The sequence below is a fragment of the Cellulomonas sp. ACRRI genome (assembly GCF_022346185.1).
In the GTDB taxonomy this organism is placed as follows: Bacteria; Actinomycetota; Actinomycetes; order Actinomycetales; family Cellulomonadaceae; genus Cellulomonas.
The window spans coordinates 21,633-37,732 of the sequence record NZ_JAKRMS010000025.1; the positions used below are offsets into that span (position 1 = coordinate 21,633).

Consider the following 16,100-nt stretch of genomic DNA (forward strand, 5'->3'; position numbering starts at 1 on the left):
GGGTCAGGCGGCGGCGGGCGCGGGGGAGCGGTGCGTGAAGCGGTGGAACGTCGCACGCGTGCCGCCCTCGCTCCGCCGGGCCAGCGCCAGGCCCACGACCACCGCGCCGAGCAGCGGGCCGACGCCGCACGCGACCATGCCGGCCCGCGCGCCGAGGTGCTCGCACACCCAGCCGATCAGCGTCCCGGACACCGCCTGCGCGCCGAGCAGCACCAGCACGTAGAGCGCCATGACCCGGCCGCGGACGTGCGGGGCCACGGTCGTCTGCACGAGCGTGTTCGACCCGGTGAGGTAGAGCAGCGTGACGACGCCCATCGCGATCAGCACGGTGATGAACACCGGGCGGGACGGCGCGGCGGCGGCGAGCAGCTGGAGCAGGCCGATCGCCCCGGCGAGGAGCACGAGGTGCGTGATCCGGCTGCCGCGGCGGCGGGTGGACAGCAGCGCACCGGTGAGCGCGCCGACGGCGAGCATCGAGGTGAGCAGCGCGTAGCCGCCGGCGTCCGTGCGGAACACCTGGTCGGTGTAGGCGGCGAGGACGGTCGCCATGTTCACGCCGGTGACCGCGACGAACCCGACGAGCACGACCGACCACAGGATCCGCGGGCTGCGCCGCACGTAGGCCAGGCCCTCGCGGAGCTGGCCCTTGGCGCGCGCCACGACCGGCGTCACGGCGAGCTCGGCGGTCCGCATGACCGCCAGCAGCGCGACCGCCGCGAGGCAGGCCACCGCGTTCAGCAGGAACGTCCAGCCCTCGCCGACCGCGCTGATCAGGCCGCCGGCGACCGCGGGGCCGACCAGGCCGCCGAGCTGGAAGACCGCGGAGTTCACGCTGATCGCCTGGCGGAGGTGCTCCGGCCCGGCGACCTCGTGCACGAAGGCCTGCCGTGCGGGGTTGTCGAACACGGTCGCGAGACCGCTGACGAACGCGGCGACCAGCACGTGCCAGGCCTGGACGTGCCCGCTGATCGCGAGCACGCCGATCGTCAGGGTCGAGAGCCCGAAGACCGACTGGGTGACCATGAGGACGCGCCGGCGCGGGAACCGGTCGGCGACGACGCCGCCGACCAGGCCGAGCAGCAGCATCGGGACGAACTGCAGCGTGACCGTGAGGCCGACGAGGGCCGCGGAGCCGGTGAGGCTGAGCACGAGCCAGTCCTGGGCGACGCGGGCGGCCCAGCCGCTCGTGTTCGTCAGCACCTGGGAGAAGACGTAGAGCCGGAAGTTCCGGACGCCGAGCGCGGCGAGCGTCGCGTTCCGCGGCTTCGGCGCGGTGGGCGCCGGGGCGGCCTGCGACGCGGCGGCGGCGTCGGCGGGGGTGTCGGTCACCGGCGCCGGGCGGCGGTGCAGCGCGAGGCGGGGGCCGTGCAGCGTGCGGCGCAGGCGGCTCGTGGCGGTGGCGGGGCGGTTCGTGCGGGTCGGGGACGGGGCGTGGCGGCGAGCCGAGGGCACAGGTGTTCCTTGCTGAGCGATGCGTGTGGTGTGGGTGCGGAACGGGTCCGGACGAGTCGTGTCCCCCTAGGCTACGGCCCCGGACGCGATTTCTTGAGGTGATGGCGGCAATCACTGTGATCATGTTCTGTAATGATCGTGTGGTGGTGCCGCAGGTCAGCGGGCCGCCGCCCGAGCCGGAGGATCGCCGTGTTTGACCCCGACCAGCTGCGCACTTTCCTCGCCGTTTCCGAGACGTTGAACTTCACGCGCGCGGCGGCCCGGCTGTCCCTGTCGCAGCCCACGGTCAGCCAGCACGTGCGCAAGCTCGAGGACGCCGCCGGCCGCCGGCTGCTCGACCGGGACACCCGCGGCGTGGCGCTCACCGACGACGGGCAGGCGATGGCGACCTTCGCCCGGACGATCCTCGCGGCGCACGACGAGGCGACCCGGTACTTCACCGGCTCGGCGATGCACGGGCGGCTGCGGTTCGGGGCGGCCGACGACCTCGCTCTCGCCCAGCTGCCCCGCGTCCTGCGCGACTTCCGCCGGCTGCACCCGCGGATCAACCTGGAGCTGACGGTCGCGCAGAGCGGCGCGCTGCACCGGCGCCTGCGGGCGGGGCAGCTCGACCTGGTCTACATCAAGGAGGCGACCGGTCAGGCGGAGGGACAGCTGGTCCGCCGCGACCGCCTGGTCTGGGTGGCGGTCCCCGGCACGGCCGTGGACGCCGAGGCGCCGGTCCCGCTCATCACCTACCAGGGCGCGTCGCTCACCCGGCAGGCCGCGGTACGGGCACTCACCGAGGCGGGACGGCCGTGGCGCACCACCTGCAAGGTCGTCGAGGTGAACGGCGTGCTCGCGGCCCTGCGCGCGGGCCTCGGGATCGCGGTGCTGCCGCAGAGCCTGCTGCCCGAGGACCTGGTGCAGCTCCCGGCCGCCGCGCTCGGGCTGCCGGACCTGGGGGACGTCGACATCACGCTGGTCGCCAACCCGCAGTCGCCGCGCGAGCCGATCGAGGCGCTCACCTCGGCGATCCTGGGCCAGGCGCCGCGCTGAGCGGCCGGGACGCGGACGGCGGGGCTGCGCTACGGTCGCGCCCGGCCCGGCGGCACCGCCCGGGCCGGACGACGACGAGAGGACTCCCGTGGCCAGCGCCGACTACTTCCTGTCCGGCCACCCGGACGCCGCCCGCGCCGCGCTCGCCGAGGCGCTGGCCGAGCACGGCTTCACGGTCACGCCGCGGGCGGACGGCTCGTGGGAGGTCGCCCGGGGCAGCACGACCGCCACCGCCCTGCTCGGCGTCCTCGCGGGCCGGAAGAACCAGCGGCTCGTCTACGACGTCCGGTTCTTCGACCACCAGGGCACCCCCGTGGCGCGGTTCGGCCGGGACTCTGGCGCCGGCGCCATGGGCGGCGTCTGGGGTGTCCAGCGGTCGGAGAACGTGTTCGCGGAGGTGAGCGAGGCCGTCGCCGCGCGGCTGCACGCTCGCGGCCACCTGGCGCACCTGTTCCGCGGCGCGTGAGCCCGGCGGCCTAGCCCGGCTCGCCGATCCGCTCCAGCGCGTCCACCACCAGGTCCCAGAACCGCTCCCGGTCCAGCTCGAGCGCGATCGCCGTCGGGCAGCCCTCGGGCGCGGGACCGCGCAGGTCGACCACGGTCATCCCGGTGGTGAGCTCGCCGGCGAGCTCCACGTCGACCGGTGCCCGCCGCACCGTCATCACCGCCGGGTCGACGACGTAGGCGACCGCGCACGCATCGTGCACCGGCGGCGCGTCGAACCCCATCGTGTCCCGGTACGACGCGGTGAAGAACGCGAGCAGCTCCTCGACGAACCGGGCGGGCCCGGTGCCGACGTCGGCGATCCGGCGCACGACCTCCGGGGTGGCGAGCGCCTGGTGCGTCAGGTCCAGCCCGACGACCACGACGTCCCACCCGGCGCGCAGCACGACCCGCGCCGCCTCGGGGTCCGCCCGGATGTTGAACTCGGCGACCGGCGACCAGTTCCCGGTCCGGTACGCGCCGCCCATGAGCACGACCTGCCGCACCCGGTCGACGATCCGCGGCTCCCGCAGCACCGCCAGCGCGATGTTGGTCAGCGGCCCGGTCGGCACGAGCGTCACCGTGCCCGGCTCGCGGGTCATCACCGTCTCGACGATCAGGTCCACCGCGTGCCGCGGGTCGAGCGCCTGCGCGGGCTCGGGCAGCACCGGACCGTCGAGGCCGGACTCGCCGTGGATGCGCGCGGCGTGGTCCCGGACCCGGACGATCGGGCGGTCCGCCCCGGCGGCGACGGGGACGCCCGCAAGCCCCGCCACCCGCGCGACGGCGAGCGCGTTGCGGGTCACCTTGTCGAGGTCCTGGTTGCCCGCGACGGTCGTCACCGCGAGCAGCTCGACCCCCGGGCTTCCGTGCGCCAGCAGCAGCGCCACCGCGTCGTCGTGGCCGGGGTCGCAGTCGAGGATGATCGGGCGGGGCATCGGTGCTCCTCACGTCGGCCGGGGGAGCGTCGCAGCGCACGCCGGCGCGGGTCAAGGGGGCCGCGCGTCGCGCGGACGGAATGTCCCGGTAACACCCGCTGGTTAGGCTCGACGGTGGGGCGCGCGTCCGCGCGGCCCGGGCACGAGGGAGAGCGTTCGTGGCACAGGGTGTGGTGGCCGAGGGCCTGCAGGTCGGGTACGCGGCGATGCTGGAGCAGTTCCATCCGACCGAGGCGGTCGAGCTGTCCGCCTACGCGGAGCAGCAGGGGTTCCTCGGCACGATGGCGGCCGACCACTACCAGCCGTGGGTCCCGCAGCAGGGGCAGTCCGCGTTCGTCTGGAACGTCCTCGCCGCGCTGGGCGAGCGGACCACCGGCGACATGGGCCCCGGCGTGACCGCGCCGACCTTCCGCTGGCACCCGGCGATGGTCGCGCAGGCGTCGGCGACGCTGGCCGCGATGTACCCCGGCCGGCACTGGCTGGGCCTGGGCTCCGGCGAGGCGCTGAACGAGCACATCACGGCCCAGTACTGGCCCGAGGCGCCCGAGCGCATCAACCGGATGTTCGAGGCGATCGACATCATCAAGAAGCTGTTCTCGGCGTCGCTCGCGGGCAAGGACGTCAAGCACGCCGGCCAGTTCTACAAGCTCGAGTCGACGCGCCTGTGGACCATGCCGGAGGTCGCCCCGGAGATCCTGGTCGCCACGGCCGGCCCCGTCACCGCCAAGCGCGCCGGCAAGCACGCCGACGGCCTCATCACCGTCGGCGCCCCGCTGGAGAAGATCAGCGGGCTGTTCGGCAAGTTCGACGAGGGCGTGCGCGAGTCGGGCCGGAACCCGGAGGACCTGCCGAAGGTGCTCCAGCTGCACCTGTCCTGGGCCGAGACCGACGAGCAGGCGCTCGAGAACGCCATGGTCGAGTGGCCCAACGGCGGCATGAAGTTCCCCAAGGGCGACATCCGGTCGCCGTTCGACTTCGCCCAGATGGCCAAGCTCGTGCGCCCCGAGGACTTCGAGGGCCGCATGGTCATCTCGGCCGACCCCGACGTGCACCGCGCCGAGATCCAGAAGTACGTCGACCTCGGCTTCGACCGGGTCTACCTGCACAACGTCGGCCGGAACCAGCGCGAGTGGATCGACGTGTTCGGCCGGGACGTGCTGCCGAAGCTGGTGCGCTGACCGTGCCCGACGCCGAGGCCGGCCCGGTCTCCGCCGCCGCCGACCTGCTGACCGCCTGGGGCGTCCCCGGCATCGGCGAGGTCCGCCCCGGCGACGACCTGGCGGCCCTGCTCGGCGACGCCCTGGCGGCGGACGCGTCCGCCCGGCCGGCGACGGCGCTCGCGGACGGCGACGTGCTCGTCGTGACGAGCAAGGTCGTGTCCAAGGCCGAGGGCCGCGTCGTCCAGGCCGAGGACCGCGAGGCCGCGATCACCGCCGAGACGGTGCGGGTCGTCGCCACCCGGGAGCACCCCGGCGGCGTCACCCGGATCGTCGAGAACCGGCTCGGCCTCGTCATGGCCGCCGCCGGGGTCGACGCGTCGAACACCGACGAGGGCACCGTCCTGCTGCTGCCCGTCGACCCCGACGCCACCGCGCGGGCGCTGCGCGCGGCCCTGGGGGAGCGGTTCGGGGTGCGGGTCGGGGTGGTCGTGTCCGACACCGCCGGCCGGCCGTGGCGGCAGGGGCAGACCGACATCGCGATCGGCGCCGCCGGCGTGCGGGTCCTCGACGACCTGCGCGGCTCGACGGACACCCACGGGCGTCCGCTGCAGGTCAGCATGGCGGCGGTCGCCGACGAGATCGCCGCCGCCGCCGAGCTCGTCAAGGGCAAGGCGACCGGCCGTCCGCTCGCCGTGGTCCGCGGCCTGGCGCACGTCGTGACGGCCGAGGACGGCCCGGGCGCGCGGGTGCTGGTGCGGACGGGCCCGGACGACATGTTCGCCGAGGGCACCGCGGAGGCGTACGCGCGGGGGTGGAAGGACGCGGCGGGGCGCTGAGGCGCGCCCGGGTCAGCGCCCGGGTCAGCGCCCCGGCTGCTGCGCCGCGATCTGCGCCGACTGCCCCGTCGCGCCCGGCTCGCCGGCCGGGATCGGCTCCGCGATCACGGCGGTGCCGTAGGCGCACACCTCGCTGAACTGCCCGATCGAGTCGGTGTCGAACCGCATCGCGACGATCGCGTTCGCCCCGCGCTGCGCCGCCTCCTCGGTCATGCGGCGCATCACCTCGTGCCGGGACTCGTACATGATCTTGGTGTACTCGGGGATCTCGCCGCCGCCGATGGAGCGGAAGCCCGCCGTGAAGTTGGCCCCGATGTTGGTCGAGCGCACGGTCAGGCCCATGACCTCGCCGAGCACCGCCTGGATGCGGTAGCCGGGGATCTCGTTGCTGGTCACCACGATCATGCGGCGATCGTGCCAGCCCCGGACCGCGCGCGGCGAACCGGGCGCGAGGGATCACCCGGCCGCCGGGTCCGCCGCCACCCGCCCGGGCGCGGCTAGCATCGCGGGGCCGGGCCCGACGGTGCGGCGCCGACGGCGGGGGCACGACGAGAGGGAGGCCCGGGTTGGGCACGTCCGAGAAGTTCCAGTACGGCGACGGTCGGTGGGGCGGCGACCTCGCGGCCACCCCGAGCCTGGCGATCGAGGTCCAGGACAGCGACATCGCGGTGATCGACTACCGGCCGGCGCCGGAGGGCCTCGGCCGGTTCTACCTCGGGTTCCAGCCGCGCGACCTCTACGACGACCCGGCCGAGAGCGAGCCCGTCGACATCGAGGGCGAGGCCGAGGCCTTCGCCACGTGGTCCGAGGCCGTCGGCGCGCTCGATGTGCAGCCGAAGGAGGTCCGGCGGCTCATGGCGATCGAGGGCGAGGAGCCGGAGGACACGTTCGTCGAGGAGACGGTGGTCCGGCTGCTGCGGCTCGTCGGGCTGTCGGTGCCGAAGGGGCTCGCGGGCTAGGCCGGCGAGGCGTCGGGAACCTCGCGCCGCGCGGCGGCCGCCGCCGGACGGTCGCCGACGCCGATCCGGCGCAGCGCGCACGGACCGGCGGCGGCCGCGACCAGCAGCAGCGCGGCCAGGACCCCGCAGACGAGCGCCCAGGAGGTGGAGCCGTACAGTGCGCCGGCGGTCGCCGAGCCGAGCGCCCCACCGGCGAGTGCGGCGTTCCCGAGCAGGCTCATGCCGCGCCCGCTGCGCCCGGGCGCCACCACCTCCGCCACGGCAGCCTCGTGGATCGGCGTCAGGGCCGCCCACGCCGCGCTGGTGAGGACCCAGAGACCGGCGATCGCCACCGGACCGGGGGCGACGGCCAAGCCTGCGGCGAATACCGCCGAGCCGGCGCCGGCCGCCACGTAGACCGGGCGTCGTCCCCACCGCGCGGTCAGCCGGTGCAGCGGGCCGGGGAGCACGGTCAGTGCGATGCCGCCGGGCAGGAAGACCAGTGCGATCTGCACGACGTCCAGGTCGTACGCCTGCTGCAGGTGCAGCAGGAGGAGCAGGCCGACCCCGGACTCGGCGACCGCGGTCAGCGCGACGACCCCGAGCAGCGGAGCGAGCCGCCGCGCGTCGCCCCCGGGGCCTCGGTCCGACGGACCGGCCGCGCAGTCACGTGCACGCGGGACGGCCCGGAGCAGGGCCGCGGCGCCGACCAGGCACGTCGCGCCCAGGCAGGCGAACACGCCGCGGTACCCGAGGTGGGGGAGCAGGACCATCGCCGGCACCCAGTAGAGCCACGCCGCCATCGCCACCCGGGAGAACAGCCGCGCGAACGCCGCGTCGTCGTCCTCCAGGCGCTCCGCGGTGATGGCACGCACCGACACCCACAGCACGGCGCCGCCCACACCCGTCGTGGCCGCGGCGGCCAGCCCGGCGCCGAGGCCCGGAGCCAGCGCGTACCCCAGCCAGCCGACGCCGTAGAGCAGCGCCCCGAGGGCCGCGACCCTGGTCCGCTCGCGGGTGTCGGCCAGCCGGCCGGCGAGCGGGCGCGCGGCGAACGAGCACGCGAGCTCCAGCGCGACGAGCGCACCGATCTGGGCGGGGGTCGCGCCCAGCTCGACTCCGGCCCAGAGCGGCAGCAGGAAGTCCAGGACGTCGGCCGACCCGCCGACGGTCGCGGCGCCGAGCACGGACGCGCGCTGCCGATCGAGGCGGTGGCCCATGCCCAGCTAACGTAGCGGCGCCGGAGCACGCGCGGACGGGTTCCGGGAGTCCTGCTGGGGGAGCGTCGCGATGAGGATCGCCGTCTGCGGTGGTACGGGCGTGGTGGGGCGGCACGTGGTGCGCGTCGCCGCCGCGCGGGGGCACGAGGTGGCCGTCCTGAGCCGCGCCGAGGGCGTCGACCTCGCCCGGGGCCCCGAGGACGCGGTGGACGCCGCGCTCGCGGGGGCCGACGCGGTGGTCGACGTGCTGAGCACGAGCACGCTGTCGGCGAAGGGCGCGGTGGCGTTCTTCACGGCGACCACCCGTCGGCTGCTGGCCGCGGAGCAGCGGGTCGGCGTGCCGCACCACGTGACCCTGTCGATCGTCGGGATCGACGGGATCGACGCGTCCTACTACGCGGGCAAGCTCGCCCAGGAGCGGCTGGTCGCGGCGGGCGGGGTCCCGCACTCGATCGTGCGGGCTGCGCAGTTCCACGAGTTCGCGGGGCAGATCGTGGCCCGGGCATCGCTCGGGCCGGTGACGCTCGCGCCGCGGACGCTGACCCGGCCGGTCGCCGCCGCCGAGGTCGCGGACCACCTGGTGGCGGTGGCCGAGGGCGGGCCGGTCGGTCGCGCGCCGGACCTGGTCGGACCGGCCGACGACACGCTGGCGGCGATGATCCGCCGGCTCTCGGCGCACGAGGGCACGCGGCGCCGGGTGCTCGAGGTGCGGCTCCCGGGCCGGTACGGGGCGGGTCTGGCCTCGGGCGCGCTCCGCGGCGGACCCGACGCGGTGCGGGGGCGGTTGTCGTTCGACGACTGGCTGGGGTCGACGGTCCGGGCCGGCTGAGCCCGCGCCGACACCCGGTGGCCGGGCGGCGGTGCGGTCACCGGACCGGTCCGCCGCCCGCCCGCGGGCCTACGCCTTCGCGGCCCGCGCGGCGGCCTTCGCGGCCTGCTTGGTCTCGCGGACCCGCCGCAGCGACTCCGGGTCGCGCACGTCGGCGATCGACCGCGGGACGTCGTCGGCGTAGGCGCCCGCGGCCTCCTGCCAGCCGGCCGGCGTGACCCCGCGCTGCTTCGCGAGCAGCGCCAGGAAGATGCGCGCCTTCTGGTCGCCGAACCCGGGCAGCGCCTTCAGCCGCTTCAGCACGGTCGCGCCGTCCGGGTCGCCGTCGGCCCAGATCCGGGTCACGTCGCCGTCGTAGTCGTCGACCACGGCGCGGGCCACGGCCTGGATGCGGCCCGCCATCGACCCCGGGAACCGGTGCACGGCCGGGGGAGTGGCGCACAGCGCGGTGAACTCCTCGGGGTCGGCCTCGGCGATCCGCCGGACGTCGAACCCGCCCATGCGCTGCTCGATCTTGGCCGGGCCCGCGAACGCCGACTCCATCGTGACCTGCTGGTCCAGGAGCATCCCGACGAGCAGCGCGAACGGGTCGGAGTCGAGCAGGCGGTCCGCCTCGGGGTCGCCGGTCAGCCACAGGGTCATCGCGCCATTGTGCCCGGGCGCCGCGCGCCGCGGATCTCACCCGCTGCGGGTGCCACGCGGCCGTTGCCGGGATCGCCGCGAGGGCGGACCGTGGAGGGAGCACGAGGGGGTGCCGCCATGCGTCGTCGGCTGCTCGTCTGGTTGTCGGTCCTGTCGCTGCTGCTCGGGGGGAGCGTGCTCGTGGCCCCCGCGGCCGCGGCGCACCCGTACTGCGGGCAGGTCTGGGGGTCGCTCGCGAAGGGCGTGCCGGGCATGTCCGCGGGGCAGCTCACGAACGTGCGTGCGGGGCGGCACGCCTGCTACGACCGGCTCGTGCTGGACGTCGACCGGCCGCTGACGGCGTGGTCCGTGCAGTACGTCCCGCAGGTCGTCGCGGACGGCTCCGGGGCGGTGGTCCCGGTCCGGGGCGGCGCGCGGCTCGAGGTCGTCGCGCGGGTGAACGTCCTGCCGACGGACGCGTTCTTCGTGGGCGTGGGCAGCGACGTGGTCAGCACCGCGGGCTACCAGACGTTCCGGCAGGTGGCCTGGGCGGGCAGCTTCGAGGGCGTCTCGACCGTCGGCCTGGGCGTGCGGGCGCGGCTGCCGTTCCGGGCGTTCGTGCTCGCCGGCCCCGGTGCGGGGTCGCGGCTGGTCGTCGACGTCGGGCACCAGTGGTGCGCCCCCGGGCACGTCGACTGCTGACGCGCCGCGCGCCGCGCGAGATCAGGGCCGGCCGGTGAGGTCGGCCGCCGCCGGCCACCGCAGGTCCGGGCAGTCGGCCGCCGTGGCGCAGAACCGCGCGGGCTCGTGCGCGCCCCAGCCGAGCGGGACGGCGACGATGCCGGTGAGGCAGCCCACCAGGGTGAGCACGGACATGACGCGCTGACGCACGCTCATCACCCCGCCTCCTGCCCGGCTCCTGCCCGGCCCCGCGACATCCTGTCCCCCCACCCATCGGCGGCGGGAGGCCCGCGTGGAGGGCGCATCCGGGTGATCGCGAGGGGGTGACCGGGTGGACGCCGCCCTGCCAGGATCGGGAGAGGACGGCTCACGCGGACGAGGGGAGCACGCATGGCCGAGGTCACGGAGTACGTCGCGTCGCTGGCGGAGCCGGAGCGGGCGGTGGTCGCCGGGCTGCTGGACCGGGCGCGGGCGCTGGTGCCCGACGTCGAGGAGGGCACGAGCTACGGCATGGCGGCGTACCGCTACCGGGGCCGGCCCCTGGTGACGGTGTCGGTCGGGCCGCGCGGCTGCACGGCGTACCCGTTCAGCTCGGACGTCGTCGCGGCCGTGCTGGCGACGCTCGACGGCTTCGACGCGACGAAGGGCGGCATCCGGTTCACCGCGGACCGGCCGCTGCCGCCCGAGGCCTTCGACGCGCTCGTCACCGGGCGGCGCGCCGAGATCGACGCCGCCCTGGACCGGACCCGGGGCTGACCGGGCCCGGACGCGGGCGGCGCTCCCCGGGCCGCCCCGCGTAGGGTGCGTCCGTGCTGCTCGGTCGGTGGGTCCTGGTCGTCCCGGTGAAGGACGCGCGGCGCGGCAAGACCCGGCTGGCCGACGTGCTGGAGCCGCGGGCGCGCGCCGCCCTGGTGCGGGCCATGGCGCTCGACACCGTGGAGGCGGTGCTGGCGAGCCCGCGGGTGGCCCGGGTGGTCGTGGTGACCGCCGACGCCGAGGTCACCGCGGCCGCGGCGGCGCTGCCCCGGGTGCGGGTGCTGCCCGAGCCGCCGGCCGGGCCCGACGACGCCGCCGGCGGGTGGGCGTCGCTCGACCGCGCGGTGTCCGCCGGGGTGGCCGCCGCGCGCGGCGAGGCGCCCACCGCGCACGTCGGGGTGCTGCTCGGGGACCTGCCGGGGCTCGACCCCGACGAGCTCGACGCGGCGCTCGCGGCCGCCGAGGCGCACCCGCTCGCGGTGCTCCCCGACGCCGACGGCACCGGGACGACGCTGCTCACCGCGCGGGCGGGGGCGGTGCTGCGGCCGGCGTTCGGCGGCGGGTCGGCGGCGGCGCACCGGGCGCTCGGGCACGCCGAGATCGCGCTGCCCGTCGACGCGACGCTGCGGCACGACGTGGACGTGCCGGCGGACCTGGCGGCGCTCGTCGCGCGGGGGGTCGGAGGGCGCACGGGGGCGCTGCTGCGCCGGCTGGGACCGCTGGGGACGCCGGGCTGAGAAACGCGGGCGTCAGTCGTCCGGCCCGAGCACCCTGACCGGCGAGTACCCCGCCCGGTCGGCCAGGCACGCGACGACCCGCTGCGCGTCGTCGCGGGTCGCGCCCTCCACCAGCTGCACGGTCACGGCCGCCGGCGGCCAGACGGCGGGGGTGATCGCCGAGAGCACCGCCGGGTCGTCCCAGCACGCCCCCGCGTCGCCGGTGACGTCCGGGCCCGCGACGACGGTCCACGGCCCCGGCTCCCCGACGACCGGGATCCGGGGGAGGCCGTCGGCGAACAGCAGCGCCAGCGCCGCGAGCCCGGTCGCCGTCACCGCGGCGCGCACGGCCGCCCGTCGCCGTCGCATGCCGCCTCCCCGGGACGTGGGTGCTGTCGCGTCGACGGTAGCGGGGCGCGTGCCCGCGCGGGGGCGGATCGGCGCGCACCGCGCACGCCGGGCGCGTCAGAGCGCGACGAGCGCCAGCGCCTCCGCCGCGATCCGCGCCGTGGTCGGCACGTCCGTCATCAGCGTCGGCGCGGCCGCGGCCCGCCAGCCGTCGGCCGCCAGCTTCTCCGCCGCATCGGCGTCGACCGTGTCGACCAGCCACGCGTCGAGCACCCCGGCGTCAGGCCCGGTCCGCGCGGCGTCGTCCCGGCGGCCGTAGAACCGCGCGACCGCGTCGGCGGTGGCCTCGACGCCGATGGTCGCCAGGCACTGCGCGGCCATCCCGCGCACGGGCGCGCCGCCGACGATCGGGGAGACGCCGACCACGGGGGCTGCCGTCGTCGCCAGCGCGGCGCGGACGCCCGGCACGGCGAGGATCGTCGACACCGACACGACCGGGTTCGACGGCGGGACGACCACGACGTCGGCGGACGCGATCGCCGCCAGCACGCCCGGGGCCGCCTGGGCGTCCTCGAGCCCGACCTGGACGAACCGCAGCGCGGGCAGCGCGGCGCGGTGGCGCACCCACCACTCCTCGAAGTGGATCGTCCGCTCCGCGCCGGAGCCCTCCGGGTCGGCCACGACGACGTGCGTCTCGACGGGCTCGTCGGCCATCGGCAGCAGCCGGACGCCCTGCTCGGCGAGCCCCCACCGGCGGCTCAGCAGAGCGGTGGCCTCCGACAGGGTCCGGCCCTCGCGCAGCCACTGGGTCCGGGCGAGGTGGGTCGCCAGGTCGAGGTCGCCGAGCGTGAACCAGTCCCAGCCGACGCCGTACGCCGCGAGGTCGGCGCTGACCCGGCTGGACTCCTCGCGCCGTCCCCAGCCCTGCTCCTCGTGCACCGCGCCGCCCAGGGTGTACATCAGGGTGTCGAGGTCGGGGCAGACGCGGACGCCGTGCAGCCACATGTCGTCGCCGGTGTTGGCGATCACGGTGACCTCGGCGGTCGTGCCGCCGCGGCCGTCGGGGAGCCGGTCGCGCAGCAGGGCGAGCAGGCCGCGGGTGAACCGGGCGCCGCCGACGCCGCCGGACAGGACGGTGATCCTCATCGTGCTCCTTCGGGGACCGGCGAGGGCCGGGTGCGGGGGTCGGCGTCGGCCGGGGTCGCGGTCCCGGGCACCGGGTCGCCGAACGCGATCACCGGCCGCCCCGTCCGCGGGTGGGTCAGCACGGCGCACTCGACGCCGTACACCGCGCGCACGAGGTCGGCTGTCAGCACGTCGCGCGGGTCGCCGGCCGCCACCAGCCGCCCGTCCGCCAGCACGAGCACGTGCGCGCAGTAGGCGGCGGCGAGGTTGAGGTCGTGCAGCGCGGCGACGGTCGTGCGGCCCAGGTCCCGGACGAACGCGAGCAGCGACAGCTGGGCGCTGACGTCGAGGTGGTTCGTCGGCTCGTCGAGCAGCAGCAGGTCGGGCTCCTGGGCGAGCGCCCGGGCGATGTGCACCCGCTGCCGCTCGCCCCCGGACAGCGCGGACCACGCCCGGTCGGCCAGGTGCGCGGCGTCGGCGGCGGCCAGCGCGCGGTCGACGGCCGCCTCGTCCGCGTCGGCGCCCCACAGCGTGCGGTACGGGATGCGGCCGAGGGCGACGACCTCGCGGACCGTGAGCGGGACGGTCGAGGACGACTCCTGCTCCAGCAGGGCGACGCGGCGGGCGCGCTCCCGGCGCGGCACGGTGTGCACGGGCACGTCGTCGAGCAGCACGGCGCCGGCCTCGGGGTCGAGCAGCCCGGCGATCAGGCGCAGCAGGGTGGTCTTGCCGGCGCCGTTCGGGCCGAGCAGGCCGGTCAGCGCGCCGGTGGGCGGGGTCGCGTCCACGCCGTCGACGACCCACCGGCCGCCCAGCCGGGTGCCGACGCCCGCGATGCTCAGGTCCACGCCGACCCCTTCCCGCGCCGCAGCAGCACGGCGAACACCGGGACGCCGATCAGCGCCGTGACGATGCCGACCGGCAGCTCCCGCGGGTCGAACAGCGTGCGGGCACCGGTGTCGGCCCACACCAGGAAGATCGCCCCGACCACGGCGGCGACCGGCAGCAGCCGGCGGTGCGCGGGGCCGGTGAGCGCGGACACCGCGTGCGGGAGGACGAGCCCGACGAAGCCGATCGACCCGCTCACCGCGACCATCGCCCCGGTCAGCAGCGCGACGAGGGTCATCAGCACCCAGCGGGTCCGGTCGACGGGGATGCCGAGCGCCGCCGCGGCGGTGTCGCCGAACGCGAACGCGTCCAGCCGCACCGCGGAGGCGACCAGCACGGTGCCGACGACGACCAGCGCGCCCGCGGCGATCGCGACGCTCTGCCACGTCGACCCCGCCAGCGAGCCGAGCAGCCAGTTGAGGATCTCCCGGTACGAGTCCCCGGTCGCCGACCAGAAGATGACGAACGACGTCCCCGCGGCCGCGAGCTGCGAGACCGCGAGGCCGGCCAGCACCGCCCGCCCCGGGGTCAGCACGCCGCCGACCCGGGCCAGGCTCAGCGTCGCGACGAGCGCCGCCAGGGCCCCGGCGAACGCGGCGACCGGCAGCAGCAGGCCCACGCCGACGACGAGGACGGCCACGGCCCCGAGCGACGCGCCCGACGACAGCCCGAGCAGGTAGGGGTCGGCGAGCGGGTTGCGGGTCAGGCTCTGCATCACCGCGCCCGCCAGCGCCAGGCCCGCGCCCACCGCCGCGCCGGTGAGCACCCGCGGCAGCCGCAGCTCCCAGACGATCGCGTCGGTCAGCACCGGCACCCCGCCGTCCGCGCCGGCGGCCGGGCCGAGCCCGAGGTGGCCGGCGATGCTCCGCGCCACGTCGGCGACCGCGATGTCCGCGGGCCCGATCGTGACGCAGACGAGCACGGTGACGACGAGCAGCGCGAGGCCGACGAGCAGCGTCGGCAGCAGCGGCGGCCGCCAGGGGGGCCGGACCCCGGGGCTGGCGGTGCCGAGTGGAAGGTCTGACCCGACACGCCGACGGCGTGTCCGGCCAGACCTTCCACTCGGGGGCGCGGCGGTGGTCATGGGAGCGGTCAGCCCTCCAGGTCAGCGAGCTGCTCGGACAGACTGACCACGGCGTCGGCGTTCCGCACGCCCGCCTCGGCCGCGGGGAACGGCACGGTCAGGTACCGGTGCTCCTTGACGGCGGTGAGCTGGCTGGTGGCCGGGTTGCCCTCGAGCATCGCGATCTTGCTCTCGGCGGTGTTCCAGGTGGCGTCGACCAGCACGATGACGTCCGGGTCCGCGGCGACGACCTGCTCCCAGCCGGCCGACGTCCAGGTGTCGTGCACGTCCGCGAAGATGTTGGTCAGCCCGGCGGCGTCCATGATCATCTGCGGCGCGCCGATGCCGGCGCCGACGTACGGGGTGTCCGTGCCCGAGGAGTACCAGAGGGCGGTGGTCGCCGCGGCCGGCGGCTGCACGCCGTCGAGCTCGGCCTGCTGCTCCGCGATGAGGTCCTCCGCGCGGTCCTCGACGCCGAACACCGACGCGACCTCGCGGATCTCGTCGAACAGGCCGTCGAAGGTCAGCGGGTCCGGCATGTACCCCTCCTCCTTGCACGCGGCGGGGGAGACGTAGGTGCCGATGCCGAGACCCTGCAGCGCGGAGCGCTCGCCGGCGCCGTCGTCGGAGAAGTTCGACTCCCAGCCCGCGTAGACGAAGTCGGGCTGCACCTCGAGCAGCGCCTCCTGGCCGGGGACCTTGTCCGACAGCACGGGCACGGCGTCGTAGGCGGTGGCGTACTCGTCCGGCACGGGGCCGTCGGCGAACGCCGTGCCGACCAGGCGGTCCTCGAGCCCGAGCGCGAGCAGCATCTCGATCGACGTCGACTTGATCGCGACGACGCGCTCCGGCGGGCTGCCGACGGTGACCTCGGTGCCGCAGTTGTCGAGGGTGACCGGGGTGAACGCGCCGGCCGACGGGGTGCCGGCGGCCGGGGTGCCGTCGGCGGCGGGACCGTCCGCGGAGCCGCCGGCGCACGCGGCGAGGGCGGCCAGGGCGAGGGCGGCG

General features: G+C 76.4%; 20 protein-coding genes. 9 read left to right on the forward strand and 11 right to left on the reverse strand.

The window, feature by feature from the left end:
- Positions 1–3: 3 nt before the first annotated feature.
- Positions 4–1,452 carry an MFS transporter gene (locus tag MHY85_RS07150; RefSeq protein WP_239194828.1) on the reverse strand — a complete coding sequence of 483 codons (1,449 nt, stop codon included), beginning with the start codon at positions 1,450–1,452 and terminating at the stop codon, positions 4–6.
- Positions 1,453–1,641: 189 nt separating this feature from the next.
- On the opposite strand from MHY85_RS07150, the gene MHY85_RS07155 reads away from it, so the two are divergent.
- Complete coding sequence (locus tag MHY85_RS07155; protein ID WP_239194831.1) at positions 1,642–2,490, forward strand: LysR family transcriptional regulator; 849 nt, start codon at positions 1,642–1,644, stop codon at positions 2,488–2,490.
- Positions 2,491–2,578: 88 nt separating this feature from the next.
- Positions 2,579–2,956 (forward strand): hypothetical protein, encoded by a 378-nt coding sequence (locus MHY85_RS07160; RefSeq protein WP_239194834.1) that lies wholly within the window; start codon positions 2,579–2,581, stop codon positions 2,954–2,956.
- Between the two features lie 10 nt (positions 2,957–2,966).
- Here MHY85_RS07160 and MHY85_RS07165 read toward each other — a convergent pair whose 3' ends face one another.
- Positions 2,967–3,911, reverse strand: coding sequence for a nucleoside hydrolase (locus tag MHY85_RS07165; protein ID WP_239194837.1), 945 nt, complete (start codon positions 3,909–3,911; stop codon positions 2,967–2,969).
- A gap of 206 nt (positions 3,912–4,117) precedes the next feature.
- Between MHY85_RS07165 and MHY85_RS07170 the strand changes: the two genes are divergently transcribed.
- Together MHY85_RS07170 and MHY85_RS07175 are read left to right on the forward strand one after the other, a co-directional pair.
- A complete protein-coding gene (locus MHY85_RS07170; protein WP_239194874.1) occupies positions 4,118–5,089 on the forward strand; it encodes a TIGR03557 family F420-dependent LLM class oxidoreductase in 972 nt (323 codons plus the stop codon).
- A 47-nt stretch (positions 5,090–5,136) separates the two neighbouring features.
- The gene (locus tag MHY85_RS07175; RefSeq protein WP_239194876.1) at positions 5,137–5,907 is read left to right on the forward strand and encodes a coenzyme F420-0:L-glutamate ligase; all 771 of its coding nucleotides are present in this window, start codon (positions 5,137–5,139) and stop codon (positions 5,905–5,907) included.
- A 24-nt stretch (positions 5,908–5,931) separates the two neighbouring features.
- Here the strand turns inward: MHY85_RS07175 and MHY85_RS07180 are convergent, their stop codons facing one another.
- Complete coding sequence (locus MHY85_RS07180) at positions 5,932–6,312, reverse strand: YbjQ family protein (protein WP_239194840.1); 381 nt, start codon at positions 6,310–6,312, stop codon at positions 5,932–5,934.
- Positions 6,313–6,473: 161 nt separating this feature from the next.
- Between MHY85_RS07180 and MHY85_RS07185 the strand changes: the two genes are divergently transcribed.
- Positions 6,474–6,866 (forward strand): hypothetical protein, encoded by a 393-nt coding sequence (locus MHY85_RS07185; protein WP_239194843.1) that lies wholly within the window; start codon positions 6,474–6,476, stop codon positions 6,864–6,866.
- Here MHY85_RS07185 and MHY85_RS07190 read toward each other — a convergent pair.
- Complete coding sequence (locus MHY85_RS07190; RefSeq protein WP_239194846.1) at positions 6,863–8,065, reverse strand: MFS transporter; 1,203 nt, start codon at positions 8,063–8,065, stop codon at positions 6,863–6,865. The genes MHY85_RS07185 and MHY85_RS07190 overlap by 4 nt on opposite strands.
- Before the next feature lie 70 nt (positions 8,066–8,135).
- On the opposite strand from MHY85_RS07190, the gene MHY85_RS07195 reads away from it, so the two are divergent.
- A complete protein-coding gene (locus MHY85_RS07195) occupies positions 8,136–8,894 on the forward strand; it encodes an SDR family oxidoreductase (protein WP_239194849.1) in 759 nt (252 codons plus the stop codon).
- A 69-nt stretch (positions 8,895–8,963) separates the two neighbouring features.
- On the opposite strand, the gene MHY85_RS07200 is transcribed toward MHY85_RS07195, so the two are convergent.
- Complete coding sequence (locus MHY85_RS07200; RefSeq protein ID WP_239194852.1) at positions 8,964–9,536, reverse strand: HhH-GPD-type base excision DNA repair protein; 573 nt, start codon at positions 9,534–9,536, stop codon at positions 8,964–8,966.
- Positions 9,537–9,653: 117 nt separating this feature from the next.
- Here MHY85_RS07200 and MHY85_RS07205 point away from each other — a divergent pair, with 117 nt between their 5' ends.
- On the forward strand, positions 9,654–10,217 hold the full coding sequence (locus MHY85_RS07205) for a hypothetical protein (RefSeq protein ID WP_239194854.1): 564 nt from the start codon (positions 9,654–9,656) through the stop codon (positions 10,215–10,217).
- Between the two features lie 21 nt (positions 10,218–10,238).
- Here the strand turns inward: MHY85_RS07205 and MHY85_RS07210 are convergent, their stop codons facing one another.
- Positions 10,239–10,412 carry a hypothetical protein gene (locus tag MHY85_RS07210; RefSeq protein WP_239194856.1) on the reverse strand — a complete coding sequence of 58 codons (174 nt, stop codon included), beginning with the start codon at positions 10,410–10,412 and terminating at the stop codon, positions 10,239–10,241.
- Positions 10,413–10,586: 174 nt separating this feature from the next.
- On the opposite strand from MHY85_RS07210, the gene MHY85_RS07215 reads away from it, so the two are divergent.
- Both MHY85_RS07215 and cofC read left to right on the forward strand, forming a co-directional pair.
- Positions 10,587–10,952, forward strand: a complete 366-nt coding sequence (locus MHY85_RS07215) for an iron chaperone (protein ID WP_239194858.1) — start codon at positions 10,587–10,589, stop codon at positions 10,950–10,952.
- Positions 10,953–11,005: 53 nt separating this feature from the next.
- Positions 11,006–11,689 (forward strand): 2-phospho-L-lactate guanylyltransferase, encoded by a 684-nt coding sequence (gene cofC / locus MHY85_RS07220; protein ID WP_239194860.1) that lies wholly within the window; start codon positions 11,006–11,008, stop codon positions 11,687–11,689.
- 12 nt (positions 11,690–11,701) lie between these two features.
- On the opposite strand, the gene MHY85_RS07225 is transcribed toward cofC, so the two are convergent.
- From MHY85_RS07225 to MHY85_RS07245, 5 genes are all read right to left on the reverse strand, one after another.
- Complete coding sequence (locus MHY85_RS07225; RefSeq protein WP_239194862.1) at positions 11,702–12,037, reverse strand: hypothetical protein; 336 nt, start codon at positions 12,035–12,037, stop codon at positions 11,702–11,704.
- Positions 12,038–12,133: 96 nt separating this feature from the next.
- Positions 12,134–13,162: a 2-phospho-L-lactate transferase gene (gene cofD, locus MHY85_RS07230; protein ID WP_239194864.1), complete on the reverse strand. Its 1,029-nt coding sequence runs from the start codon at positions 13,160–13,162 to the stop codon at positions 12,134–12,136.
- The gene (locus MHY85_RS07235) at positions 13,159–13,989 is read right to left on the reverse strand and encodes a putative F420-0 ABC transporter ATP-binding protein (RefSeq protein ID WP_239194866.1); all 831 of its coding nucleotides are present in this window, start codon (positions 13,987–13,989) and stop codon (positions 13,159–13,161) included. The genes cofD and MHY85_RS07235 overlap by 4 nt, the downstream gene beginning before the upstream one ends.
- Complete coding sequence (locus MHY85_RS07240; protein WP_239194868.1) at positions 13,980–15,113, reverse strand: putative F420-0 ABC transporter permease subunit; 1,134 nt, start codon at positions 15,111–15,113, stop codon at positions 13,980–13,982. The genes MHY85_RS07235 and MHY85_RS07240 overlap by 10 nt, the downstream gene beginning before the upstream one ends.
- Positions 15,114–15,121: 8 nt before the next feature.
- Positions 15,122–16,100, reverse strand: a 979-nt coding sequence (locus tag MHY85_RS07245) for a putative F420-0 ABC transporter substrate-binding protein (RefSeq protein ID WP_239194870.1), incomplete at its 5' end; no start/stop codon positions are given.